The sequence below is a fragment of the Microcoleus sp. N9_A1 genome, assembly GCF_036701795.1.
Taxonomy (GTDB): domain Bacteria; phylum Cyanobacteriota; class Cyanobacteriia; order Cyanobacteriales; family Microcoleaceae; genus Microcoleus.
In genome coordinates this window covers 13,461-36,552 of the sequence record NZ_JAUBRI010000032.1, presented here as the reverse complement: position 1 = coordinate 36,552, position 23,092 = coordinate 13,461, and the positions used below count along the sequence as shown (strand labels likewise).

Sequence of the window (23,092 nt, the reverse complement as noted above, 5' to 3'; positions counted from 1 at the left end):
ATGCCAGAAATCTGGAAAACTTTTTTTAGTTCCGGGTCATTTATTCCTCACGGGCACTGCTATCTCTGGCAGACAAAGTTAGTCTGGCTTCACGTAGCCTCAGATTCGATCATTGCACTAGCGTATTTCTCGATACCCATTACACTGCTTTATTTTATTTCCAAACGCAAAGATTTGCCCTTTGACTGGATCTTTGCCATGTTTGGAGCCTTTATCGTCGCCTGCGGGATCACTCACATATTTGAAGTCTGGACGCTTTGGCATCCTACCTATTGGCTTTCAGGAACCATGAAAGCAATTACCGCCACTATTTCCTTCACTACAGCCATACTTTTAGTAAACTTAATCCCTCAAGCCCTAGCCCTTCCCAGTCCCGCCCAGCTAGCACTAGCAAACAGCCTCCTCGAAGCAGAAATATGCGATCGCATATCAGCAGAAACAGCACTAAAAAAATCCAAAGACGAGTTAGAAATTAGAGTTGAGGAACGCACGAGAGAATTAAAAAAACAAACTCTACAACTAGAACAAACTTTGCTAGAATTGCAGCAAACTCAAGCCAAGCTAATTCAAAGCGAAAAAATGTCATCTTTGGGGCAAGTAGTAGCTGGTGTCGCCCACGAAATTAACAATCCAGTCAACTTCATTTACGGCAATCTGGCTCCTGCTGGCGAGTATGCAAATAATCTCCTGGAAATGGCCGATATCTACGAACAGCACTATCCAAATCCCTTACCGCGAGTCAAAGAAAAACTCCAGTCTCTTGATTTAGATTTTATCCGAGTAGACTTGCCAAAAATCTTATCTTCGATGAAAACAGGGGCGGACAGAATCCGCGATATTGTCAAGTCGCTGCGGACTTTTTCGAGGCTTGACGAAGCCGAAATGAAATTAGCGGACATTCACGAAGGTATTGACAGCACCTTGATGATGTTGCAAAACCGCCTGAATCCTAAACCCGATTATCCCGGCATTGAAATTATCAAAAACTACGGCAATTTACTGAAAGTCGAGTGCTATCCCGGACAGCTAAATCAGGTATTTATAAATATATTTAATAACGCTATTGATGCTTTTGAGGAAGATAGCGAAGACCAGAAACTTGCCCGTGAAACTAATCTCAAAGTCCTCAAAATTTCTACCAGAATTGTAGACGAAAAATGGGTAGAAATCAGAATTCTTGACAATGGGTCAGGCATCGCTGAGGAGGTAGTCGAGCAGATATTCGATCCTTTTTTTACAACCAAACCTGTAGGTAAAGGTACGGGACTGGGTTTGTCTATCTGCTATCAAATTATTACCGAAAGACACAAAGGAGAATTGCAGTGTATTTCAGCACCGGGACAGGGTACGGAATTTATTATTAAAATTCCGATTAGCGTTAAATAATCATTGAACAATTACACAGTCAGTAGTCATTGGTCATTGGTCATTGGTCATTGGTCATTGGTCAGTAGTTATATCATGTCCGGTCGATTGACAAATATAAAATTAGTTCGTAGTGCGGACTTTAGTCCGCTTTCATGGAGCGGACTAAAGTCCGCACTACGAACGAACCGTTTTTGTTATTAATCTACCGGAGATGATATCATTAGTCATTGGTCATTGGTCATTGGTCATTGGTCATTAGTCATTAGTCATTAGTCATCCGAAAACAAATTATTGCTCAAATTCACCCATTGATCCACGCTCAAATCTTCAGCGCGAGATTGAGGATTTATCTGTAACTCTTCTAGCAATTGAACGAGTTTATCTAAATCCACAGCCCCTTTCAAATTATTTCGCAGCATTTTGCGCTTGCTGCCAAATCCCAACTTCAGTAAAGTCTCCAAATAGCGCGGATTAACCGCCGCAGTTTCTATCTGTCTGGGACGCAGCCGCACCACCGCAGAATCGACTTTTGGAGGCGGATAGAAATCTCTAGAAGGCACATCACAAACTAACTCACATTCTGCTAAATATTGTACCCGCACCGACAAAGCGCCAAAAGCTGTCGAACCCGGTTTAGCGTAAAGCCTTTGGGCCACTTCTTTCTGCACTAACAGCACGATCGAATCGAAGGGTTTAGCAGCAGGAACAGATATCGTTCCCAGCAGTTTTTGCAGAATCGGGCCAGTAATATTATAAGGAATATTGGCAACAACTTTATTGGGATTTTGGAATTTGGGAAATGCCGTTAGTTCAGCATCTAAGTCCATTTCCAGGATGTCGCCTTGTAGCAGTAAAAAATTGTCGGTTTTGCCGAGTTGTTTGGCTAGCTTAAGACACAAATCTCGATCGATCTCCACAGCAACAACAGACTCAGCTTCGGGCAGCAAGCGCCGAGTCAGAATCCCAGTACCCGGCCCGATTTCCAGGACACGATCGCGATCCAAAGAAGCCGCTTTCACAATCTTATCTAAGGCTTTCTCGCTTTTGAGCCAATGTTGAGCAAACTGTTTTCGGGGTCGGGTCGATCGCATTTTTTGAATTTTTGGAGAAATCTTAGCCTGTCATTCTATCACAGCTCAATATCTTTTCCCAACTTACGGTGATGTTTATTTTTGTTAACAGGGGTTGAATTAACCAAAAAACTTGGGCACTATAATAAAGACAAACGATAAAAAATAAATTTATTTCTTCCCAATTACCAACAGCACAACACGTAAGTCACGGAGACAGGGATAGCTGTTTTTCCAAATAACCAATAACAAATAACCAATAACAAATAACCAACAACCAATTACCACTTCCCCAAAAATGAAATTCCAACGAGTATTTGGTACATTACCCAAAACCACAGCCAGCGCCCCCGGCAGAGTAAACCTACTGGGCGAACACACAGACTACAACGATGGATTTGTACTTCCAACTGCGATTCCCCAGCGCACAACAGTACAAATCGGCTTCAGCAGCGACGATCGACACCATTTTTATTCAGCAGAATATGACGAACTCATAAATTATTCAGACGACGATACCATACCGCAAAAATTCGTCAGTTATATCTGTGGCTGCCTGAGACTTTTAGAAAAAGAAGGATACAAAATACCGCCAATAAATCTCTACATTACCTCGAATGTGCCGATCGGAGCCGGTTTGTCCAGCAGCGCCGCTTTAGAAATAGCAACCCTCAGAGGAGTGCGCGCGCTGCTGAACCTCCCCCTAGACGACGTGCGGCTAGCCCAAATCGGACAGCAAGTCGAAATCCGGTATGCCGGCTTGAACTGTGGCATCATGGATCAAATGGCGTCGAGTTTAGCAGACACCAACACCATGCTATTTATCGACACGCGCAGCCTCGAATGCCGCCCGATACCTTTTCCCACAAACACAGAAATTTTAATAATTGACAGTGGCGAAAGCCACCAACTCGCAGCAGGAAGCGGTTACAACAAGCGGCGCGCCGAGTGTGAAGAATCCGCGCGGATATTGGGAGTTAAAGCTCTTAGGGATGTCGCCGATCCCAAAGCAGTGGAAGTATTGCCGGAACCCCTCAGAAGACGAGCGCGGCACGTGGTTACTGAAAACAACCGCGTACTCGAAGCAGTAAAATCTTTGCCAGCAAAACGTTTTGGCGAGTTAATGAATGCTTCCCATGCCAGTCAGCGCGATGACTACGAAGTTTCGGTGCCGGCAGTAGACACGCTGGCGGCAATCTTGCAGTCAATTCCCGGAGTCTTCGGCGCAAGGCTGACGGGGGGAGGTTTTGGCGGTGCTTGCGTAGCGCTGGTGGAGAGTGGGAAAGCGGGTGTTATCGCATCAGAGGCGATCGATCGCTACCAGCGCGCGGGTTATAGTGGCCGCGTTTTGGTTCCCGAAGTTAAAGTTAATTCGTGAAATACCTAGCACTGACCTTCGGTACAATGTAGGCTTCGTGTCTCATTTGCTGCTGCTCTGTTGGGTATCCCATTACTGGGTATTCGTCACCTAAGACGATCCGAGTCTGACACAGCATCTCTGGGTTTTTTATACCCTTTATCCCCTTCATAGAGGAACCCACGCAGTCGCCCTGTTTCCCAAGGCAAAAATCTTTCTTCGTACAACAAACTTGGGTTATCTTTTACAGCAGGACATACCTTACTAACCAGCGGTTTGCTTTTTCCTCCTTTCTCTCGCAGTTATCCTTGGTAAGCATATTACTGCTTGCTACTGTGACCTGTTGTTTGCAGTCGAGTGAGTGGGTCGCAACCAATTATATTATATAGGGCTTGCTGAATAATCGATCGCAAATCAAGAATAAGAGCGATGGATATCTTCAAGCAGAGTTAAATATAAGTTTTTTCTGTATCGATTCCTCCCAATTATAATTGTAGATTATCTTCCACCCAAAAACAGGTGTTGTTTTTCCAAATAGACATAAAAACACACAAAAAACCCGGCGCCACCAGGTAGCAAGGTTCATTACCAAAAAAGTAATTGCAATAACCGTACCAGATGTATTATCGAGTTTAGCCATTACTCGATTCAGGCCGAATCTTCGTTTACGCAAGTCCCAAATTTGCCCTCTATCGCATTTCTAATTCTTTCATCATCTGCGGCTTGCTTCTTTTTTTCTTTACTGACGTTTGCTGGCGGTCTTCCGTCATGAGGCCCACTGATTCTAATTCCTCTTTCTTTACACCAAGCTCGGTTCTCTCTTGTTCGATAAATTCGATCTGCATGAACTGACTCTGGATAGTATCCTGTGAATCTATAATAAGCTTCTACTTGGGCTTTTAAGTCTCCTGATTCGTTAAAATTATCCCAGCTCATCCTGTTTAAAAATACATATCCTTCAAAGCAACTGGCTGATAGTTTGGCTCCAAACTCTACGCTTTTTCCGGCTTTTCCTCTGACTATCGGACGGATGTGGGGTTGGCTTAAACTTACTATTCTATCCTCAATCCTCTGTTTATTGTTGTCAAATAACCATTGCTGTTGGCGAGCTACTTCTGTGAGGACTAGCAAGGTTTTATATTGCTTTTTATTCAGACATTCTAGGCTCGCACCTGCATCGATTAACTGTTCAATATGAGCGAGGTTTCTTTTGATGTATTGAAGTTGTTTTTTAATTGCCTGTCTTCTTTTGTTGCGAGTGGGTCGTCTTTGTTTCGCTACTGCTAAGTAGTCTTTTCTTGCTAAATTACGGTAGGTTCTTGGTTTTTTAGGGATTTTTTCTTTGATTTGTTTATACAGGATGTCTATGATTTTTTCTGTATGAACTCTGGCTCTGTTTAATAGTCCTAAGTCGGTCGGATAACTAATATCGGCTGGGGCACAGGTTGCATCTATGATTAATTTCCCGCGATTGGGTGACTCATTTTTTCCGTCCGAATCCTTTTTTTTTCTGGTTGGACTGGCGTGATTTCTCGCATTTTTTCGACCATGCGTTCGTTCACTTTATTAATTAGGTTGGGACTAATTCTTTGGCGAAAGTGCACTAATAAAGATGGGTCAAATGGTAGTTCATTGCTGTAGCTTGATTGACCGATGAAGTATTGTAGATAGGGGTTTTCCCGGATCTGTTCTACTGTTTCGCGATCGCTAATTCCTAATTTTTCCTTAATAATTAATGCCCCCAACGCCATCCTCCCTGATTTGGCTGGTGCACCCATTTCTGTGGGGAAGTTTTGAGCATATTCTGATTCAAATTCTGACCACGGTATTACTTCGGCCATCTTTACCCAACGGTTATCAGGTGACAATTTAGAGCCGTTGGCTAGTTCAAAGTCCAAGGGTGGGAGGGGAGCAAGCTCAACCTTTTTGTACATGATCTCAGGTGGTGATGCACGGGTTTTGACCTATTTTACCTGTTTATCTTGCACTTTATTCTCGATCGCGCGAGCGAAACCCAGACCACGCAATATGCGCTCGATTATTCAGCAAGCCCTATATAGGTTTCTGTTGGAAAACTTGGGAATTGTAGCTTTTCTTTATAAACCTTGCTCGGCTTATATCCCCGCGCCAAACGGAGTACCGTTATGGCGGGGGACTTACGCCGATTGAGTTAACGCTCGAACTATCTCCCGACAGGGAAGGCCAGCGCACAGTCACGATCACCGAATCCTCCTCCGCAGACCAATAATGAGGCACTCCCGGTAGCCAGAGAGCATAATCTCCTTCGCGAGAAAGCAATATTTCTTGTTCTGGAAATTGCAGGCGAAACCGCCCTTTTACCAGGATAGAAAGCGTGGTGGCTTCCGCATTTACCGCCCACTGAGTCCTACAATCTCCGGCGGGGTGAACTCCCCATTTTACCTCTAACGCAGAAGTCGATCGCGGGTCATCTTCAGGCCTCATAAAGTGACCCGCAAACCAACCGCCCCGACTTGCACCTTCAGCGCCCGCATTTCCGAAAACCACTTGAGATGACATCAGCTAATCAGGTAAACAACAAAGATGGTTATATCTGACATCTTGCCCCATTTTCAATAAGCTTTTTCTGAGCGGGGAGGATGCCCACCCCACAAGAAATTCACTCTTTGTGGAACAGGCATCTTGCCTGTTCTTGAGAATAGTGATCTTCGGCGAGTTAGATGGGGGGACACCATCTAACTTATGACTTGCGGCCCGAAGATTGACCTTCCGTAGTCGCTATTTCCCCAGCTTCCATCAACTGCTTAAAGCGACGTAAATCATTTGCAATTTGCTGTTCTGGAGCTTCGCCAAATAGTTTAGCAGCACCAGCACCAATTGCACCGCCCGGAGGGTTGTATTCGATGACAACTTTTACCTCAGTACCGCGTCCCGCTGGTGCCGCTTGAAAGCGCACAAAACCCGAATTCTCAACATCAGCTCCTTCAACAGACGCCCAAGCAATTAACCGATTTTCTTCTTCGCGCACAATCTCCGCGTCCCATTCCACACTATTGCCCATCGGCGCGCTGGCAATCCAGTGAGAACGTTTTTCATCGATGACCGTAACGTGTTTGAGATGCTTCATAAACCGAGGCAAATTTTCAAAATCGCGCCAGAAACGGTACAATTCATCAGCCGGTTTGTCGATCGTCACTGTCTTTTCAACTTTAATGCTTTGATTGGCATCTGCAGCCGACTGCAAACCCTCCACAACCCCCAGACCGCGCGCCGCTAAACCGCCGCCCGCAACCGCCAGCAAAGCACCTCTCAAAGAACGCTGTGACAAACCAAAAAGCACCAGCGCGCCGCCACCAATTAAAGATGCCCAGCGTTCAGTATCGCTGCTGTTAGTTTGGTTTTGTTTGTCGGAATTTGTCATTGAAGTAGATTCCATTGGTTTAAACGTGGTAAATTAATCTGGCTCTAGCAATTCCCCAGCTTCTTTTTTGTCAAATCCGTACTCTACTATTTTGTCTTCAACCTCTCTGATTAAATTTTTGAACCGAATCAATCGGATTTTGTTGACTTTCTGTTCCTTGAGCGACTGGCATATAAATAGAGACGCACAACCCAGCAGATTGTTGTACCAGCGCTTTGAGTTACTCTACAGATATTAAGTTCACCGCGGAAACTCCTTTTATAAAGGGTTTTGTAATGAAAACAACAGATTCTTTAAAATGTATCTCCACTGGCGCGGCTCCTGCGTCTGCCTAAAGTAATGATCGCCTGCTTTATATCCTTTCATCCCCGGACTAAAACGGGGTTTGCAGCGGCTGTTCCAATCGAACTGCTTATCACCTAAGATAGACGGCGCTAACTCGGCTGCTACTTTACTATATTTTAGTTGAGTCGGGTTCAACTACTCGTTATATCTGATGAAAACAAAAATCTTTCTGGGGTTGCTATGGGCAACATTTATTGCCTACACCTTACTGCTAGCTCCTCTCGATCAGCCCGGAACGCTAACAGTTATGGAAAAAATGCTCAAGTTGCAGCTAGAAGGAATTAACCCCTACCTTGCCACCATATTCGCTCTCATAGGAGTGTGGCCGATGGTCTACGCTTGCCTCTTATTCATTGATGAGAATACCCAAAATATATCCGCGCTTGCCTGCTTTCATCGCTTCCAACGGCGCCGGTATCATCGGCTTAATTCCCTACTTACTCCTCCGCCAGCCCCAGCCAGAATTTTCCGGCCGCAAAGATATGTTGATCAAAATATCAGACTCCCGCTGGACAGGGATTTTACTTTTACTAACTACTATCTGGCTGTTAGCTTGGGCTTGGTTAAATGGGTTCTTCTGTACTTATCGCTGCTCAAATATTAGTTAAGTGTTGATAAGAATTGTGCTCCCAGAATAAATTATGAACAAGTTAATGACAAATATTCTAGATTTACCCGGTGTCATAGTAGAAGATTACCAGCAGATAGGAGCCACATTAATTTTAGTAGTAAAATCAAAACAAAAAACATCAAACTGCCCTCTATGCAATTAATCCAGCCATCATTTATATTAAAGTTATAGGTATTTAGTTAGAGACTTGCCGATAGGTAATAAAGAAGTAATGCTGAGAGTAAATCGACGCAAATTCAAATGTAAAAATTGTCACAAACCTTTTAATGAAAGCTGGAAATTTGTCGAAAAGAAGAAAAATTTCACGAATAGATATGCACAAAGTATTACTGAACAAGTTGTCCATAGTGACATTAAAAACGTGGCTAAAAACAATAACTTAACAGAAGAAAAAGTTTGGTCAATGGTAAAGAATGTAGCGAATAAAATATTACCTGTTGATGTAAAAAACTTACAAAAAGTCGGCATAGATGAAATTTTTTTAGTAAAAGGGCAAGGAAAGTTTATAGTTGTATTAGTAGATTTAGAGACACATAAATTAATAGGCTTAGTTGCCGAAAGAAAACAAGAAGCCATCAAAAAAAAGATGCTTGAATGGGGAGAAAAAGTCTTAAACCAGATCAAAGAAGTAAGTATGGACATGACGGGTAATTATAAGTCATTAGTCAAAAAACTTTGCCCGAATGCTGATGTAACAGTAGATATATTTCATGTGAGAAAAATGATTTATGAGGAATTAAATCAGAATTGAGCAAAAAAAGGCAGCATCATCGCTAAAAGCGAAAGAAAGAGCAAAATTATTGGATAGTTTAAAAGGAAGTAAATATACATTGTTGAAAGCAGAAAATGACTTATCTAGCGAACATAAAATAAAATTAAAACAAGTAAAAGATGCTTCAGAAAGAGTAGGAGCTCTGCACACTTTAAAAGAAGAGTTTCACTCTTTATTTGAAAAAAGTAATAATTTGGGTGACGGGATCTGAGAATTGACAGATTGGTTAAAAAAGGCACAACCATACTACCCACATTCCGCACTTCAATTTGAAGTACGATAAAATACAATACCAAAAAAGCCAAAAATTAGAATAATTAGGGCTTGCTGAAAAAGTCCACAAATCAAATCTAGGTGCCAAACAGCTTGAAAAATGGGAGATTCGGAGATTGGTTCCCAAATTTACTCCACAATTTTCCACCGAAATCCAAGGATTTTGAGCCGAAAAACGTCATAACGAGAGCACTTTTTTGTGTTTAAAAATCTTGAAACCCTTGGCAGTCATAGCTTATAGTTCTATTCAGCAAGCCCTAATTAAGAAAAAACACTGAACCCATTTGCTGAAAGAAGAGAACTAATCAAATCTTAAATCTTTGATTCATAAAATAGTTTATTTAAGGCAGTCAAAAATTGAGGAAGAATTACTTCCCCTTCAGATGTTAATATTTTTTTTAACTCTATTTTGTGGTCGCAATTAAGAAAGTAGATAATATTTTTGACAAGCTGATGGCAAATTCTTCAAAATAAAATTGCGTTCCTCTGTCAAATTAACAATTTGATTTTCCCCATTTGTTCCTCTGTCAAATTAACAATTTGATTTTCCCCATTTAAAGTTAAAATATGAATTCCTTGAAAAACTTGGAATATCCATCTTAATGTGGGCCGCTCTGTTAATTTTCCTAGTTGACTTTTGATGCCGACCTTAGCTGCTTTTAATTGGTTTCTGAGTTGCCGTTGACCGAGACTATAAACCAACAAGGATAGAGACATTAAACATAACATTGTCTCAACTCTTTTTGGGTTTTCTACAAAAAAAATATCGGCGAAAAACAAGGGGTCTTTCAGAAATATAAATCCTCTTTCACTCTTACTGCTGATTTTTTTAATTGCTCAAAATTTCTGATGGTTCTAACTTCTTATCGTCAACTAGGTTGGTCGCCAAAATAAATTTTCCGGCTGATTTTTTGAGGATTTCTATCTCTGATGATTTTTGATGAACTACTCATTCTATTTGACAAATAGTCAGACTATTTTTTGATTTATTTTCAGCACTTACCTGAATTTCTTTGATTTCAAATAGCTTGAGTTTTTTGTTGATCCTTTTTAGTTTATATCGAGATGATTCTGGACTATTAAATTTTTCTTTGCTTAATTTTTTTAGCAGTTTTTAAACTCGCTATGCCAGCCTTTTTTATCTGTTTTTCTAGTTTTTTTAAATCACTTTCTTTTCTTTTTTGGCTTAATACTATTAGCCAAGTTTGTTTGATTCCCGCATAATTTACTATTCTTCTTTCCATTTATATCCGTCTAGTTTGAGGGCTGCTATTGATTTTTTTTCTGAGATATCTATCTCTGCTATCTCTACCGATTGTACTAATTCTTTCGCTTTTTTTATGGTCATCGGCACTCTGCTTATCCATTTGATGTCTTTGATTAACTGGAGATCTTCTTGACTATATAATGCACTGTCACAGACCATAATACTGTCAAAATTTATCTGCTTTTTAAACTCTACTAATATCTTCCCAAATACAGCTTTGTCCGCTTCATTTCCATCTCCAGCTCTTGTATATAATGGTAATCCTTCACTATTTACAATTACATCACATACAACTTGTTTCAAGTCAGATCTATGATCGCGAGAATATCCTTTTCTTATATTTACTGGCAATGATTTAATTATTTCGGTTTCTTTTTTTTGATTTTGGGGTTTTTTGTATTCCCCATGTAAGTGGAATGATCTAGAATCTAAATGAGCATATTTTAGATCTATTTGAAACTTCTTAGTCGCCGCGAACACAATTTCCCTAAATATTTTATTCAATCCATATTTATATAATTTATCCATGACTCTTCCTATTTTATCGTCATTTATATAATCCGCTTTAATCCCGGTGCCTAACAAGGTTTCAATTCCTTTGTCTTCAAAAAACTGACTAAATAGATACAAAGGTCTTGACACAAACCCTAATCCATTCATTAAAATAGCTTTTACTAATATTCCTGCTGAAATCTTTTCCCGAACATCTATTCCTAATTTAGAGTTGATTATTTCAACTATTCCTATCTCATCAATGAGTCCAGCTACTATTCCTAAGTGATCGATATTTTTGATTTTTATTTCGGAAGTTGGAGACATTTTTTAGTTAGATAATATTTTTGACGTTTTTTTGATTGTCTCACTTTTTTGACCTCAAGCCTTCTAAGTATTTTTACTTAGTCATGCCAGGGTAGCAATATACTATATTCTGTAGTGCTATTGAAGTGCGGAAGGTGGGATACTATAAAAAGAGTGTAGAAACAATCAAAAGATGGTTGGGAGAGATTGTGGGGTATTTTGAAGAAAGAACAACTAATGGGATAGTAGAGGGAATTAATACTAAATTAAAGCTATTAAAAAGGTGTGGTTTTGGATTGAGAAATTTGAGAAATTTTGAAATACGGGCATTACTTTTTTGGCATTTTCCTAAAAAATTAGCACAATAAGTACGGAAGAGCCGTTAAATGGAGATTGGGGAGATTTTGTCAAGCAGTGGCAGTCAATTCCTTTTGTGCATTTAATAACTTGGGATTGTTGCTTGATGGCTGTAATATTTCCCTCACTTTTGGGAGACGACATGGCACGCCGTGGACTCGTGGACGATCGCATTTTTTGGGCAGTCTCTCTAGTTCCGCTGTTAGGGCCGCTAGTTTATCTTGGTCTGCGCCCCCCTCTGCCCGAATCTGCAACAGAAATCACCACTTTCCCACTAACAGCCAGAAATTGAAACATTGAAAAGTTTGGTAGTGTTCAAGATGTAATGATATAGGAGTAAAGTTGATTTCCTTCTCGTCTGCTCATGCCTGCGGGTCCAACCTGTGCCTCTTCCCGAACCGTCAAAAATGGTCGCATCCACAACGGTAAACAGCGATTTATCGGAGTTTGGCTTGGTACGAGTTACGGCAGTTGCGGGAGGGTTTGAGCAAGAGTATTGGGAATTTGGCTCGGAATGCGGATGCTTATACACGGGCTCATTTGGAGGAAACGCGTGATCGAATTTCTAAGGTTTTGAATTCGCAAATTCAGTCGAATTAATTTTATATAGGGCTGGACGCATGGGGGATCAGAAACCGGGTTTTTTACGATAATATTTCGTTGCAGCCCGCAGATTCGATAAAAAACCCGGTTTCTTAGAATCTCAGTCAACTTAAAATAATTAAATAAAGAAACCGGGTTTTCGCATGATCGTTTTTGACTCCAACACTGAGGAGATTATCCAATGGAAACCGCAAATCAACCCGTAGACCAATGGCGTGATATCAATTCCGGCGCAGCCGGAATTGATATAAAGGGGCAAGCTTTGTTATATAAAGCTAACCCCTCTAACTCGCGCCAGGGATAGGATTAATAGGGCAAAGAGTTTTAATTCCGAGGCCCGACATTCGATAGATTTAACCCGCTATCATAGATGTCGTCAGCAATCTGAAGTCCAAGCGGAATACCACCAATATTCTGAGACAGGTCGGGATTTCCTTGAGCATTTGCAGCAAAAGCATCAAATACCCAATGCACTCCTAAAAAGACACGACTGATTCCATTTTCGACAATCATTTGCCACAGCCCACCTGGGAAACTGCGAACGTGTTTGGGTCGAACAGTTCCCTGATTGTCTCGGTTAATGCCATTGAACTCATCAGAGACAAAGGTAATCCCATTAAACAAGGTGTCATTGCTGCGACTGGTTATGCCATAGAACCGTCGGGTAATATGCAATGCCGCTGCACCGAACGTGGCGTGTCCAGAAGGATAGGCTGGAAAAGGTGGCGTACCGTTTTTCCCGGTGGAATTCGTATTCGGTGCCCCTAGTGGTAACCACGCGGGGTCAGCATCCGGAGAAAGGAAATTATTACCGGTAGCGGCTGGACCCAAGGAGGGATCGTTTTCCCGAACGCCGACGACCGGTCGCCATAAATCATGAATGTATTTCTGATCCCAGGCTAAAACACCAGCATCTCCCATTGCAGCATTCACCAGCGCAAAAAGACGGGCATTTTGAGCAACACTATTATTGCGAGCGATCGCCACGGCACGGACGATCTGGTTGTACAACCGAGGAGGTGTCCCTAACTCAGCAGCGCCATCATAGCCCCAATAGATGCCAATGAGTGTTTCATTTGCAGTTCGAGCCGAAACACGTGTAGGCAAAGTTCCCATCAATTCAGGTGCAATCCCTTTACCGCGCACCTGTTTCAGGGCGTTGATATAGTTAGGACTCCCTGGCTGAGGTGGAGCGTTCAACTCATGGCGATTCGTGACAGCAAAACATCTCGATCGTGCGCCATAGAACGGAGCATGAAAACCTTGACCAGGATTATCTGGATCAGAACGGTGTGCACCACGAGCCATTGATGCAGCATAGCCATCATCGCTAGCGCTAGGATCATCCAGCCGCTTCTCCAAGATTTTTTGAGCTACCAAAAGACCAAATTCATGACCTTCTTGTAGGCCGTTTCCTTGTAAACCTGCTTGAGTATGTTTCAGATTAAAAAAGGATTTTTGACTGGGATACAAGCTAGACAATGTAGCGTGGGCAGCGGCGGCTACCGCAGCATTGGCTAAGGCATTGGGGTTCGGACTAGGTAAGCCAGGAAGATAAGGAGATAAGTTAACTGGAACGACTGGATTACCCTGTACCCGTGCATAAGCGTCATACATAGCTAAGTGAACGATCGCCAAAGCGCGAGAACTTAGAGTGGGGCCTTGTTGCTCTTTCTTTCCGTTAGTAAAACTAACGCGATTGGCTTCGAGTGCGACTTCATTCCAATACAGAATTGGGTCCATTGTGTTTCTCCTAGTAATAGTTAAGTAGGGCTGCTTACAAACGCCCGGTAATGCGTTGGGCTATAATAAGGGGGATTTTGCTAATTTTAGTGGCAGCTAATTTCAGCTTGAGTTTACCCTTACCTTCAGTTAGTAAATCTAGCTGACGAGTTTTTCTCATTGCGCTCATGATCACTAAAGTTTGAGGCAATTGCCTAGTCACTTTTTTGAGTTACCTCAAATGAGTGTCACTCGTTTGAGTGACATCGCAACTTTGCCCAAAATTTGCCGATTTTGCTGAACTAATACGGCAACCAGCTATGGAAAATAAGTAATAATTTGGAGGGAAATATTTTCCTAGGGTGTTTAGAATTCGCTGCCGATCGAGCGACCGGAACTTGCATCGTATAGGATAGATATAGAGGGAGCCTAAACAAAAAAGAAGAAGCTGGGCAATTGCTGCGGTCAGAACCTGGTTTTTGGGCGATCGTTTTTGACTCAAACAGGTCGGAGATTATCCAATGGCCAGCGCAAATCATACTCGTCATCCCAGTTGAGAAATTCCTCGAAGGAAAGGGTTTTTTGGGCGATCGCAACCATTGATATTAACCTTTTGCGTAGGTTGGCTCTCTGTTGTCTGTTTCTAGCTTAACGGTTTCGATCTCCATTTTATTGTGCATCAAAGGGGTAGCTTGGCAATACGATCGACCCATTCCTCTGCACTAGATGCAGCCCAAATCACCAGCAGTTCTTCGATGACAACTTCCATTGGTATTTTTCCGGAAACAATAATGACACCAGCACTCTGATTGGTAGTAATGAACTCAGCAAATTCCGATGGCATTGTTTTGCGATCGTGGCTGACAAGAACACGTCTTTGCCGTGCTGCAATTGCCAGCATATCTAAATCTTTAACGCCTTCTAACCCAGCAGCAAAAGCAGTTTGAAAGTCGATTGTAGATTCTCGTCGCAGTAATCCTGTGACGATCGCCTGATTCAAGTCAGCATCAGCTTAATAGCGAATATTCACGATCGCACCTGCTGTCTTGCAGCCTTAGCTGCCATCAGTTTGTTGTACAAAGCTGGATCGCTGGTTTGTAGAGGTTGAGGCATGGCATCAAATGCAGCTTCTTCGGCGGCTAGGTAAGCGTCGATTTCAGCGCGGTTGGCTAGATAAAAGGCGATCGCCCCATAAACTTGTTCCAGTGTCAGTAGTGGGAAAGACTGAACAATACTTTCGGGGGATAATCCTTGTTGGAAAGCATAGGCGATCGAGTCAAGAGAAATCCGAGTTCCTTCAACCCAATAGGCATCGTTCCGATATTCTATGTAAGTTTTAACTTCTACAACTGGCATAAAATTTTTTAGACTCTAACTAATTCTTATTGTAGATGGATTCGATCGCCACAAGCTTTGAAAAACTAAGAGAGAGCGCTCGCCCATCAATTGACAAAACCTCCCTTATCTCTGACTTTAACCAAGGAGATGGTGGGTTGCTATCGTAATCGATGAAATAATTTTATCCCAATTGCTCGTACATTTCGTCAACTAACGATTGCAAGTCTAATAATTTGCAAAGACTAAACTTCTGTCATCGCAACGATTTGAACGATGGTTAATACCAACTGAGGAAACGTTGGAGAAACAATAATGGCTTCTCCTTGATATCGCTGTGCCTGATATTCACCATCGATTAAGCGGTTGATAGTCACCGTAGGCTGTTTTGGAGAACCAATATACTGAACGCCTCCCAACCCTGCATAATCAACGATCCAATACTCCAGGATTCCTAAAGTTTCATACTCATTCAATTTGATGCGATAATCATCCCGCCAATTCGTACTGACAACTTCGATCGCCAACGGAGGTGGAATATAGGCAGCAGCAGAGGCAGAACTTTGACGCATTCTGACCCATTCTTCCTTGGCAAACACCACAATGTCGGCTTTACGACTCGATTCACTTTCGCCCGGGGCAGCGTTCAATCTGACTTGTTTATTTTGTCGAGGAACGTAGGGAAGGTTCAAGGATTGGCAATGATCTACCAAGAGACGACATAAACCATCGACGACATCCTCATGTTTGGCTGTGGGTTCACTCAGGGGCATGGCAACTCCATTGACTAGCTCGAATGACCTGCCGGACTCGTCATCCCAGTTGAGAAATTCCTCGAAGGAAAGGGTTTTTTGGGCGATCGCAACCATTGATATTAACCTTTTGCGTAGGTTGGCTCTCTGTTGTCTGTTTCTAGCTTAACGTGAGGTAGAGAGATAGATCGCTGCTCTTGTAGGGTGCGTTAAGGAAGTATACCGTAAACTTTGACACCTCTTCTCGGTTTTACTGCCCGCGTCCTGGTTTGCAATCTACGAAACCTAATGCTTCTGTGTCGATAAAACTGGCGCCATTTCGATCGCCGCAGCGATCGGATATTCAATTTCCGCAGCACGCACAATTAGAGCCACTTGAATTCGTTCTGGCAAACGTCCCAAAATAACTTCGGCATCAGCAGGAGAAAGTTGTTCTTAAAGTTTGGCTTGCATCGCATTCACCTTTGGATTGGAATTGGATAGATACATTCAAGCCACTACCCAACTCAGATTTAGCGGTCTAACGGCAAAATACAGCGGCGGCAGATAGCCTCGAACATAGCACAAGCGGTATTCAACCGTCCGCTGCCATGAAGTGTTAGCTGGCTTCTGGGTGGCCAAGCATTACCTTACAAGCTCTAACAAGTTCTTGATGTGCATCGTGTGCTTCTGTTCCCATAGCATTTAGTTCCACTATTTTCTCCCAACGAGGATCTTCATCCTTAAATTTATAGGATTCCATAGAAAGAAAATCACGACTTTCCGATCTCCAAGTGTTTGACCATAGTTCATTTTGGAACGAGATAAGTTTCAGCATGAAGTCTTTTCGCTTACCTTCAAGAGTAGGGTCTATAAATTCATGGAACGCATCGTTCCATTCTTGGGTGAAACGGTCAATCTCTTCTAACCATTTGCTCGGGAATGAGTCTCCGACATTACAATCACGAAGTAAGTATATCATCTCGCTGTTGTAAGGGAACTGCTCTAAAAACTTTGCAAATAGTAATCGATCGGAGCGTATCCATGAACTCGTAGCAGGAGTCGAGAATAGAATACCACTGTCTGCCATTATCTTCAGTGCATCAGCAAGCTCGCGGCTAAGCTCACCAGTAACCTTTTTGCGAGTGTTCTTATCTGCATTAGGATGGAGAGTAAAAGTGATTGGCCAACGACGAGAAGCAAGATGGAATGGCATATAATCTTTGGGGCTTCCAAAGGCGTCATTCATTACTAGGATTAGCCGCTCACTCCCAAGCGAGTGCAGTGCAAAGCCAAGTTCAAGAAGGACATTATCATTCGCAGAAGGTCTGCCTTCAGTAGACTTTGACGTAAAAGACACATCAGCTACAAAAGCAGAACTTATTTCGATCTTTGAAAAGATCGTATGCCCAATGTCTGGCAGTCCTGGTGTTTTTTTTGTATCGTGATCTACTTCTGGTCGTTCCTCAAGTTCTAATTTTCGTTGAATGACCTTCATTGCCTCCTTCAGAGCATCTCGAATGAAGTAGTGGTTAACGCACTTAGGATGTTCACTTTGCCATGAATAGAAAACTGAGATTACCATTAAAGCTCTATCGTTCCGAAAGGGCCCTGCATCTTTTTGATTTTATTCTCAAATTCTTTATCTGTTATCGAAAGATAGCGAGCACCCATAATCAAGCCAGCAATTAGAGGAATGTAAGTCCAAGACAATAGTATACTGACTAACCCCCATCCCCAAGCTCCAAGATAGAAAAAATGTACTCCCAAACCACCTAGCAATAAAGCCAAGATACCAGTTGTTGTTCGAGATTTTATAGTTTGATTTGAAACTGCGGCACTGGGATCTTCATAAATCGAAGTAGCACGATTGCCATCCACATCAAAATCTACTTTAACTCCCTGAGTAGGGGTATTGCTCAAGTTCCAGTCTGAACCCACAAAGTTATATCTTTTTCCATCGTCGCCTGAAATGAATCCCTGATTTGCCTGAATCGAGAAACTAAGAACTGTGCCTCGCATATAAATACCTCTTACTTGTCGAGTTTTTGGACTGCATACATCAGCGCAGCTTTGAGATCGTTAAGTCCCAAGTCTGGCAATTCTTCGATAATTTGCTCAAAACTCAAACCCGCAGCCAACAACTCTAGGATATCGATGACTCGAATCCGCATTCCCCGGATGCAGGGACGACCGCCACATTGTCTTGGGTTCACTGTGATTCTGTCAAACAGATAAGCAACGGATGCTGGCATTGGTTAAAATTGTTTGAAACCTTTGTCTCTAGCTTACCTCATTTATCGCCCCAAACTCACACCGCGATATAATTCTGCGATCGCAATTTCCAGCTCAATACTCTGTAAAGTATTATTTGTGCGTTAGGCGTAGGCAGGAAGTGGCTCATAAACAAGTTGCATAAGTTTTTCTGAGGGAATGGTTTCCATTGCATAGGTATTGCCTTGAGCATCAGCAAAATCTACTAGATAAGCGCGATCGTCAAAGCTCATCAGAATAGTGCCAACTTGTCCCGGTCGGAGCAAAATTGGCTGAGAGGTGGCTTTATGGATTGCGTGAATTTCTTCAGTCAAGGCAACAACATCATAGTCGTGTAACGTCATCACAATATCCTCAGTTATTGACAGGATAGGTATTCGCTCTTTTTTAACCGCAGATTAACGCAGATTAACGCAGATAGGAGAATGGCGTTCGCTATTTTACCCTAAACAAACAAAACCCGCTAGATGCGGGCTTCATTTTAATAATTGCTATTTAACTCATTACTACATCACAACTGCACTAATCAAAGTTTGCACATTTTGTACAAGAGCAGTAGTAAAGTTATGAGTCACAGGCAAACTGTCAACGACTATTCCAGCGCACAATAGCATCAGGTACAGAATAGAGTATTTAAAGAGCGATCGCGCAACAACCTTATCCTCTGGAGTCTGCAACAGCAACCAAGCTTTTTGGGCAAAAATAGCACCGAGGAAAATAGCTGTTCCCGCATACAGCGCGCCCGCTAAATGCAGGGGATAAACTAGCAGCAAAGTTGCAGGAATCATCAATAGCGTATAAATCCAAATTTGGCGGGCTGTCTCTTCGTCGCCCTCAATTACGGGTAACATCGGGACGCCTACTTCCTTGTATTCATCGCGAATCATCATTGCTAATGCCCAAAAATGCGGCGGTGTCCACAGGAATATAATCCCAAACAGCAGCCACGCACCCCAACTCAAATCTCCCGTAACCGCAGCCCACCCAACTAGCGGGGGAATCGCCCCTGCTGCACCGCCGATGACGATGTTTTGCACGCTGTGGCGCTTCAGCCAGTGGGTGTAAATTAGGACATAGAAAAGGATGCCTGACATTGCTAGCAATGCGGCTAATAAGTTGGCAACAACTGTCAGCAAGGTAAAGGATATTGTAGCTAGGGCGATCGCAAATATCAAAGCATCCCGCTTCTTGACACGCCCGGAAGGAATCGGCCGCCACCGGGTGCGCTCCATAATATAATCGATGTCACTGTCGTAGACACAATTAATCGTATTCGCCGACGCGGAAGCTAAAGCACCTCCAGTAATAGTTGATACCAGCAATAGCGGGTCTACTTCTCCTTTAGCCGCCATCCACATTCCTGCTGAGGTAGTGATTAGCAGCAGTAAAATAATTCTTGGTTTTGTTAGTTGATAGTAACTTTTCACGACTTGCGAAAAGTTTTCGTGGAGGCGGGGGCTATTGTTTGTAAGAACTTCTTGCATCGGTTATTAGTTGTTAGTTGTTAGTTGTCAGTTGTCAGTTAGTTGTCATTGGTTCGTAGGGGCGGGTTTTACGAGAGATATCTGCCGTAGCTAAAAGGATTAATAAACCCGCCCCCACCGACGAGTGATAAATCAGCCCTCTCTTACTCAAGGAATAGATAAATCTGCCTTTTAGAGAGTGTCCGGTTGATTCGTGCTTGTATGGGCGGGGCGGGTTTATGAAACTGTTGGCTTTTAGATCGAGAATCATGGTGAACCCGCCCCTACAAGACCTTGCACTATATAACAACGATGCTACCGGACACGATATTACTCTCAAGCTGATAAAACTCGATCGCGCCAAGCTAAAACACTAAAAGCTATCAGGGTTCCCAGCAAAGCAGCACCGACTGCTTGGTGGGCCACTGTCAGCGGTTCTACCTGAAGGTGCAGCCGGAAAGTTGCTAATCCCAGAACTAATTGAGCAATGAGGCAAACACTCGCCCAGTTAGCCAGTTTTCGCAAATTGGGACTCAGTGCAGGCTGCCGCCAAGCCATCACTGCTACGGCTAAAGTCGCTGCTGTAGCTGGTACGATACCCGCGATGTGGCTGTTCATTACCGAGCACAATTCTGACGAGCTCAAACATTGGTGCAGTGCCCATCTAGAGCCTACTAATGCTCCTAGCAAACTTTGCAGGTAAACTAACAATGCTGCGATCGAACTTACCCATGCTAATTTGCCTGTATTGCCTGTAGCTTCGTAGGGTGTCAGCATAAAACCGATCGCCAGCAGGCTGCAAAAAAACAGTAAAGCGGTTCCCAAATGAGCGGTAACGATGTCAAATCTGAGCAGTTGTGTTACAGTCAAGCCGCCCAATACGCCTTGAAAAACTATTAAAAATACTGCCCCAGCACTGGCAAACGGCACCCATGAAGGGAGGCGGCTGCGGTAGAACACAGAAAGTCCTAAAAGGCCGATCGCGCTCAAGCCGATCGCTGCTGCGTCCAATCGGTGAAACCATTCCAGAAATACTTGCAAATTCATTTGCGCTGCGGGTATTAATTGACCGTAGCACAGCGGCCAGTCGGGGCAAGCGAGCCCCGCATTCATGACTCGCGTGGCGCTCCCTACAGCCATCAACAGCCAGGTTGCGATCGCAATTTTCCACACTAGGCCGCGGATAATATCTTTTGGCTGCCACTGCACTCCTGCTGCGTTTGGCTCCTTTAAAATTGAGTTTGCCATGAAATTTACCTTAGCCTTTGTTATCGATCGAGCTTAATTAAATATTGCGCTTTTGTTTTGGCTGAGCTTAGCCGAGCTTAACACTTTTTTCTCTGACAAGTTGTCATACTTACTACCTTAGCGACTCTTTTATCTAATTAGTTTGTCTTTAGATATTTTTCAACTTTCCTGTTTATATTACAAAAGATTGCAGGATTTTTGCTAAACTTCAAAAAACCTTAATCTTTCACCCCAATTTTTGATGTTTGACAACTCCCCCACTGTCGAGTTTTGGTGCAAAAATAAAGATATAATTAAGGAAAACATTTTAACAAATAATTGTGATATGAGTCGTTCACAAGTGTTTACGAAAAACTCAACTGCAACCTGTGTATTTTCGTCCATCCAAACCGGTTGCTGAGTACCCGTGCCTCCTCGACTATCTAAAATTAATAAAAAAATGTCAAAATATAATTAGATTAGTTCTTCTGCCTTCTGCCTCCTGCCTTCTTCCTTCTTCCTGAGTCGTTGAATCTAAAACCTAAAATCTCAAACTGTGCAGCCATGTCCCAAAAAAACGAAACCGCTGTTCTGGTATTATCGCTCCTAATTACGATCGGGCTAGCCGGTACAGGTATTTGGTGGCTGACAAGCCGCGGCGGCATCACTCCCGAAGCTTCATCACCCCCAAATCAAACGTTTTCCAAATCCCCGACGGGGAATTCCCCGCAGTCAGAGCAAGCAATCCAGCAGCGCCTGAGTGCCGGAAAAAAACTGTTGATTCCAGATGGAGCAACCACAACCAAACAAGCAGCAATACAGGCTTACGCATCTGGCAACTACAACGCCGCTATTTCCGACTTACAAGCTTCACTGAAAACCAATCGCAACGATCCCGAAGCACTAATTTACCTCAACAACGCCCGCATCGGCAACCAAAAATCCTACACAATTGCCGCAGCGGTTCCCATTGGCGCCGATATCAATGGTGCTCAAGAAATTCTGCGGGGCGTCGCTCAAGCTCAAAATGAAATTAACCAAAGTGGCGGCATTAGCGGTACTCCATTAAAAGTGCTAATTGCTAACGATGACGATAACCCAGAGATTGCCTCGCAAATTGCCAGTGCTTTAGCAAATAACTCAGACATTTTAGGAGTAATCGGGCATTTTAGTTCTGATGCAACGCTAGCAGCCAGCAAGATTTACCAGCAAAATCAATTAGTAGCAATTTCTCCGATTAGTACGTCTGTACAACTCTCAGGAATTGGCAGCAACATATTTAGGACAGTGCCGAGCGATCGATTTGCTGCGAATGCTCTTTCTCGCTATATGCTAACAAAATTACAAAAGAAAAAAGCTGCTGTATTTTTCAATTCTGCCAGCAATTATAGCAAATCTTTAAAAAGTGAATTCACCACTGCTCTTTATGGAGATGGCGGACAAGTAGTATCGGAATTTGACTTTGCTAAGGGCAATTTTAATGCTACCGAGAGCTTTAAAAGCGCGATCGCCCAGGGAGCAGAAGTGATAATGTTAGCAGCCAATACCGCCACGCTTGACCAAGCTTTGCAAGTAGTGCAAGTAAACGCCAAACGGCTACCGTTACTAGCAGGAGACGACGTTTATACTGCTAAAACACTGCAAATTGGTGGCGCAGGAGCAGCAGATATGGTGCTGGCTGTTCCTTGGCACATTCTCGCAGATCCGCAGTCAAGCTTTCCCCAAACATCGAAACAACTTTGGAATGCTGAAGTAAGTTGGCGCACAGCTTTAGCCTACGACGCGGCGATCGCCTTAATTGTCGGTTTAGGGCGCAATCCGACTCGTACAGGCATTCAACAAGCTTTATCGGCGTCAGATTTTTCCGCAAATGGAGCATCGGGGCAGATTCGATTTTTACCTTCGGGCGATCGCAATCGAGCAGTTCAGTTAGTAATTGTTAAACCGGGAAATCGCACCAGTTACGGTTACGAGTTTGTGCCGCTACCCGGTTTGTAAATTGTATTGAAAAAGGCAGAAAATACCTATTCCAAAAATCAAAAACTCTCTGGAAATTATCTGCGTTTATCGGCGTTTATCTACCTTACATCTGCGGTTGA

At 43.0% G+C, this 23,092-nt stretch carries 21 protein-coding genes and 4 pseudogenes; 10 read left to right on the top strand and 15 right to left on the bottom strand.

Annotation, left to right across the window (positions count from 1 at the left end):
* Together QUA58_RS31555 and QUA58_RS31550 are read left to right on the top strand one after the other, a co-directional pair.
* Positions 1-354, top strand: a pseudogene (locus tag QUA58_RS31555) (sensor histidine kinase); the annotation flags it as partial.
* 162 nt (positions 355-516) lie between these two features.
* Positions 517-1,386: pseudogene (locus tag QUA58_RS31550) on the top strand (sensor histidine kinase); the annotation flags it as partial.
* A gap of 251 nt (positions 1,387-1,637) precedes the next feature.
* Here the strand turns inward: QUA58_RS31550 and rsmA are convergent.
* The gene (gene rsmA / locus QUA58_RS16320) at positions 1,638-2,459 is read right to left on the bottom strand and encodes a 16S rRNA (adenine(1518)-N(6)/adenine(1519)-N(6))-dimethyltransferase RsmA (protein ID WP_333394882.1); all 822 of its coding nucleotides are present in this window, start codon (positions 2,457-2,459) and stop codon (positions 1,638-1,640) included.
* Positions 2,460-2,736: 277 nt separating this feature from the next.
* On the opposite strand from rsmA, the gene galK reads away from it, so the two are divergent.
* The gene (gene galK / locus QUA58_RS16315; protein ID WP_333256922.1) at positions 2,737-3,816 is read left to right on the top strand and encodes a galactokinase; all 1,080 of its coding nucleotides are present in this window, start codon (positions 2,737-2,739) and stop codon (positions 3,814-3,816) included.
* A 418-nt stretch (positions 3,817-4,234) separates the two neighbouring features.
* Here galK and QUA58_RS16310 read toward each other — a convergent pair.
* The 3 genes and pseudogenes from QUA58_RS16310 to QUA58_RS16300 all read right to left on the bottom strand — a co-directional run.
* A pseudogene (locus QUA58_RS16310) lies at positions 4,235-5,729 on the bottom strand (IS5 family transposase); the annotation flags it as partial.
* A 208-nt stretch (positions 5,730-5,937) separates the two neighbouring features.
* Entirely contained in the window at positions 5,938-6,333 is a 396-nt protein-coding gene (locus QUA58_RS16305; protein WP_333394880.1) for a signal peptidase I, read from the bottom strand.
* A 181-nt stretch (positions 6,334-6,514) separates the two neighbouring features.
* The gene (locus tag QUA58_RS16300) at positions 6,515-7,195 is read right to left on the bottom strand and encodes an SRPBCC family protein (protein WP_333310066.1); all 681 of its coding nucleotides are present in this window, start codon (positions 7,193-7,195) and stop codon (positions 6,515-6,517) included.
* Between the two features lie 701 nt (positions 7,196-7,896).
* On the opposite strand from QUA58_RS16300, the gene QUA58_RS16295 reads away from it, so the two are divergent.
* The 3 genes from QUA58_RS16295 (at position 7,897) to QUA58_RS16285 (ending at position 9,154) form a co-directional block, all read left to right on the top strand.
* Positions 7,897-8,148, top strand: a complete 252-nt coding sequence (locus QUA58_RS16295; RefSeq protein WP_333394879.1) for a hypothetical protein — start codon at positions 7,897-7,899, stop codon at positions 8,146-8,148.
* A gap of 210 nt (positions 8,149-8,358) precedes the next feature.
* Entirely contained in the window at positions 8,359-8,922 is a 564-nt protein-coding gene (locus tag QUA58_RS16290; RefSeq protein WP_333394878.1) for a transposase, read from the top strand.
* 49 nt (positions 8,923-8,971) lie between these two features.
* On the top strand, positions 8,972-9,154 hold the full coding sequence (locus QUA58_RS16285) for a transposase (RefSeq protein ID WP_333394877.1): 183 nt from the start codon (positions 8,972-8,974) through the stop codon (positions 9,152-9,154).
* Between the two features lie 483 nt (positions 9,155-9,637).
* Here the strand turns inward: QUA58_RS16285 and QUA58_RS16280 are convergent.
* Positions 9,638-11,302: pseudogene (locus QUA58_RS16280) on the bottom strand (IS1634 family transposase).
* Positions 11,303-11,427: 125 nt separating this feature from the next.
* Here QUA58_RS16280 and QUA58_RS16275 point away from each other — a divergent pair.
* The 3 genes from QUA58_RS16275 (at position 11,428) to QUA58_RS31545 (ending at position 12,125) form a co-directional block, all read left to right on the top strand.
* A complete protein-coding gene (locus QUA58_RS16275; protein WP_445301882.1) occupies positions 11,428-11,649 on the top strand; it encodes a transposase in 222 nt (73 codons plus the stop codon).
* 131 nt (positions 11,650-11,780) lie between these two features.
* Positions 11,781-11,930, top strand: a complete 150-nt coding sequence (locus QUA58_RS16270; RefSeq protein WP_333394876.1) for a hypothetical protein — start codon at positions 11,781-11,783, stop codon at positions 11,928-11,930.
* Positions 11,931-12,002: 72 nt separating this feature from the next.
* Positions 12,003-12,125: an IS1/IS1595 family N-terminal zinc-binding domain-containing protein gene (locus QUA58_RS31545; RefSeq protein WP_445243664.1), complete on the top strand. Its 123-nt coding sequence runs from the start codon at positions 12,003-12,005 to the stop codon at positions 12,123-12,125.
* 440 nt (positions 12,126-12,565) lie between these two features.
* On the opposite strand, the gene QUA58_RS16265 is transcribed toward QUA58_RS31545, so the two are convergent.
* From QUA58_RS16265 to QUA58_RS16220, 10 genes are all read right to left on the bottom strand, one after another.
* Positions 12,566-13,984 (bottom strand): phosphatase PAP2 family protein, encoded by a 1,419-nt coding sequence (locus QUA58_RS16265; RefSeq protein ID WP_333394875.1) that lies wholly within the window; start codon positions 13,982-13,984, stop codon positions 12,566-12,568.
* A 658-nt stretch (positions 13,985-14,642) separates the two neighbouring features.
* Positions 14,643-14,963: a DUF5615 family PIN-like protein gene (locus tag QUA58_RS16260; RefSeq protein ID WP_333394873.1), complete on the bottom strand. Its 321-nt coding sequence runs from the start codon at positions 14,961-14,963 to the stop codon at positions 14,643-14,645.
* 26 nt (positions 14,964-14,989) lie between these two features.
* Entirely contained in the window at positions 14,990-15,319 is a 330-nt protein-coding gene (locus QUA58_RS16255) for a DUF433 domain-containing protein (protein ID WP_333394872.1), read from the bottom strand.
* A gap of 224 nt (positions 15,320-15,543) precedes the next feature.
* Positions 15,544-16,167 (bottom strand): Uma2 family endonuclease, encoded by a 624-nt coding sequence (locus tag QUA58_RS16250; RefSeq protein WP_333394871.1) that lies wholly within the window; start codon positions 16,165-16,167, stop codon positions 15,544-15,546.
* Between the two features lie 481 nt (positions 16,168-16,648).
* Positions 16,649-17,527, bottom strand: coding sequence for a hypothetical protein (locus QUA58_RS16245; protein WP_333394870.1), 879 nt, complete (start codon positions 17,525-17,527; stop codon positions 16,649-16,651).
* Positions 17,528-17,613: 86 nt separating this feature from the next.
* A complete protein-coding gene (locus tag QUA58_RS16240) occupies positions 17,614-18,051 on the bottom strand; it encodes an NINE protein (RefSeq protein ID WP_333394869.1) in 438 nt (145 codons plus the stop codon).
* A gap of 11 nt (positions 18,052-18,062) precedes the next feature.
* Positions 18,063-18,284, bottom strand: coding sequence for a DUF433 domain-containing protein (locus tag QUA58_RS16235; protein ID WP_333394867.1), 222 nt, complete (start codon positions 18,282-18,284; stop codon positions 18,063-18,065).
* Positions 18,285-18,407: 123 nt separating this feature from the next.
* Positions 18,408-18,647: a DUF4926 domain-containing protein gene (locus QUA58_RS16230; protein WP_333394866.1), complete on the bottom strand. Its 240-nt coding sequence runs from the start codon at positions 18,645-18,647 to the stop codon at positions 18,408-18,410.
* Between the two features lie 162 nt (positions 18,648-18,809).
* Positions 18,810-19,787, bottom strand: a complete 978-nt coding sequence (locus tag QUA58_RS16225; protein WP_333394865.1) for a heme o synthase — start codon at positions 19,785-19,787, stop codon at positions 18,810-18,812.
* Positions 19,788-20,102: 315 nt separating this feature from the next.
* Positions 20,103-21,014: a heme A synthase gene (locus tag QUA58_RS16220; RefSeq protein WP_333394864.1), complete on the bottom strand. Its 912-nt coding sequence runs from the start codon at positions 21,012-21,014 to the stop codon at positions 20,103-20,105.
* 543 nt (positions 21,015-21,557) lie between these two features.
* On the opposite strand from QUA58_RS16220, the gene QUA58_RS16215 reads away from it, so the two are divergent.
* Positions 21,558-22,991, top strand: a complete 1,434-nt coding sequence (locus QUA58_RS16215; protein ID WP_333394863.1) for an ABC transporter substrate-binding protein — start codon at positions 21,558-21,560, stop codon at positions 22,989-22,991.
* The last annotated feature ends 101 nt before the right edge of the window (positions 22,992-23,092 follow it).

What these genes read in the sequence shown, in the direction of transcription:
- rsmA (WP_333394882.1), bottom strand. Translation starts at nt 2,459, where the DNA reads ATGCGATCGACCCGACCCCGAAAACAGTTTGCTCAACATTGGCTCAAA.
- galK (WP_333256922.1), top strand. Translation starts at nt 2,737, where the DNA reads ATGAAATTCCAACGAGTATTTGGTACATTACCCAAAACCACAGCCAGC.
- QUA58_RS16305 (WP_333394880.1), bottom strand. Translation starts at nt 6,333, where the DNA reads ATGTCATCTCAAGTGGTTTTCGGAAATGCGGGCGCTGAAGGTGCAAGT.
- QUA58_RS16300 (WP_333310066.1), bottom strand. Translation starts at nt 7,195, where the DNA reads ATGACAAATTCCGACAAACAAAACCAAACTAACAGCAGCGATACTGAA.
- QUA58_RS16295 (WP_333394879.1), top strand. Translation starts at nt 7,897, where the DNA reads ATGAGAATACCCAAAATATATCCGCGCTTGCCTGCTTTCATCGCTTCC.
- QUA58_RS16270 (WP_333394876.1), top strand. Translation starts at nt 11,781, where the DNA reads ATGGCACGCCGTGGACTCGTGGACGATCGCATTTTTTGGGCAGTCTCT.
- QUA58_RS31545 (WP_445243664.1), top strand. Translation starts at nt 12,003, where the DNA reads ATGCCTGCGGGTCCAACCTGTGCCTCTTCCCGAACCGTCAAAAATGGT.
- QUA58_RS16265 (WP_333394875.1), bottom strand. Translation starts at nt 13,984, where the DNA reads ATGGACCCAATTCTGTATTGGAATGAAGTCGCACTCGAAGCCAATCGC.
- QUA58_RS16255 (WP_333394872.1), bottom strand. Translation starts at nt 15,319, where the DNA reads ATGCCAGTTGTAGAAGTTAAAACTTACATAGAATATCGGAACGATGCC.
- QUA58_RS16250 (WP_333394871.1), bottom strand. Translation starts at nt 16,167, where the DNA reads ATGGTTGCGATCGCCCAAAAAACCCTTTCCTTCGAGGAATTTCTCAAC.
- QUA58_RS16245 (WP_333394870.1), bottom strand. Translation starts at nt 17,527, where the DNA reads ATGAAGGTCATTCAACGAAAATTAGAACTTGAGGAACGACCAGAAGTA.
- QUA58_RS16240 (WP_333394869.1), bottom strand. Translation starts at nt 18,051, where the DNA reads ATGCGAGGCACAGTTCTTAGTTTCTCGATTCAGGCAAATCAGGGATTC.
- QUA58_RS16235 (WP_333394867.1), bottom strand. Translation starts at nt 18,284, where the DNA reads ATGCCAGCATCCGTTGCTTATCTGTTTGACAGAATCACAGTGAACCCA.
- QUA58_RS16230 (WP_333394866.1), bottom strand. Translation starts at nt 18,647, where the DNA reads ATGACGTTACACGACTATGATGTTGTTGCCTTGACTGAAGAAATTCAC.
- QUA58_RS16225 (WP_333394865.1), bottom strand. Translation starts at nt 19,787, where the DNA reads ATGCAAGAAGTTCTTACAAACAATAGCCCCCGCCTCCACGAAAACTTT.
- QUA58_RS16220 (WP_333394864.1), bottom strand. Translation starts at nt 21,014, where the DNA reads ATGGCAAACTCAATTTTAAAGGAGCCAAACGCAGCAGGAGTGCAGTGG.
- QUA58_RS16215 (WP_333394863.1), top strand. Translation starts at nt 21,558, where the DNA reads ATGTCCCAAAAAAACGAAACCGCTGTTCTGGTATTATCGCTCCTAATT.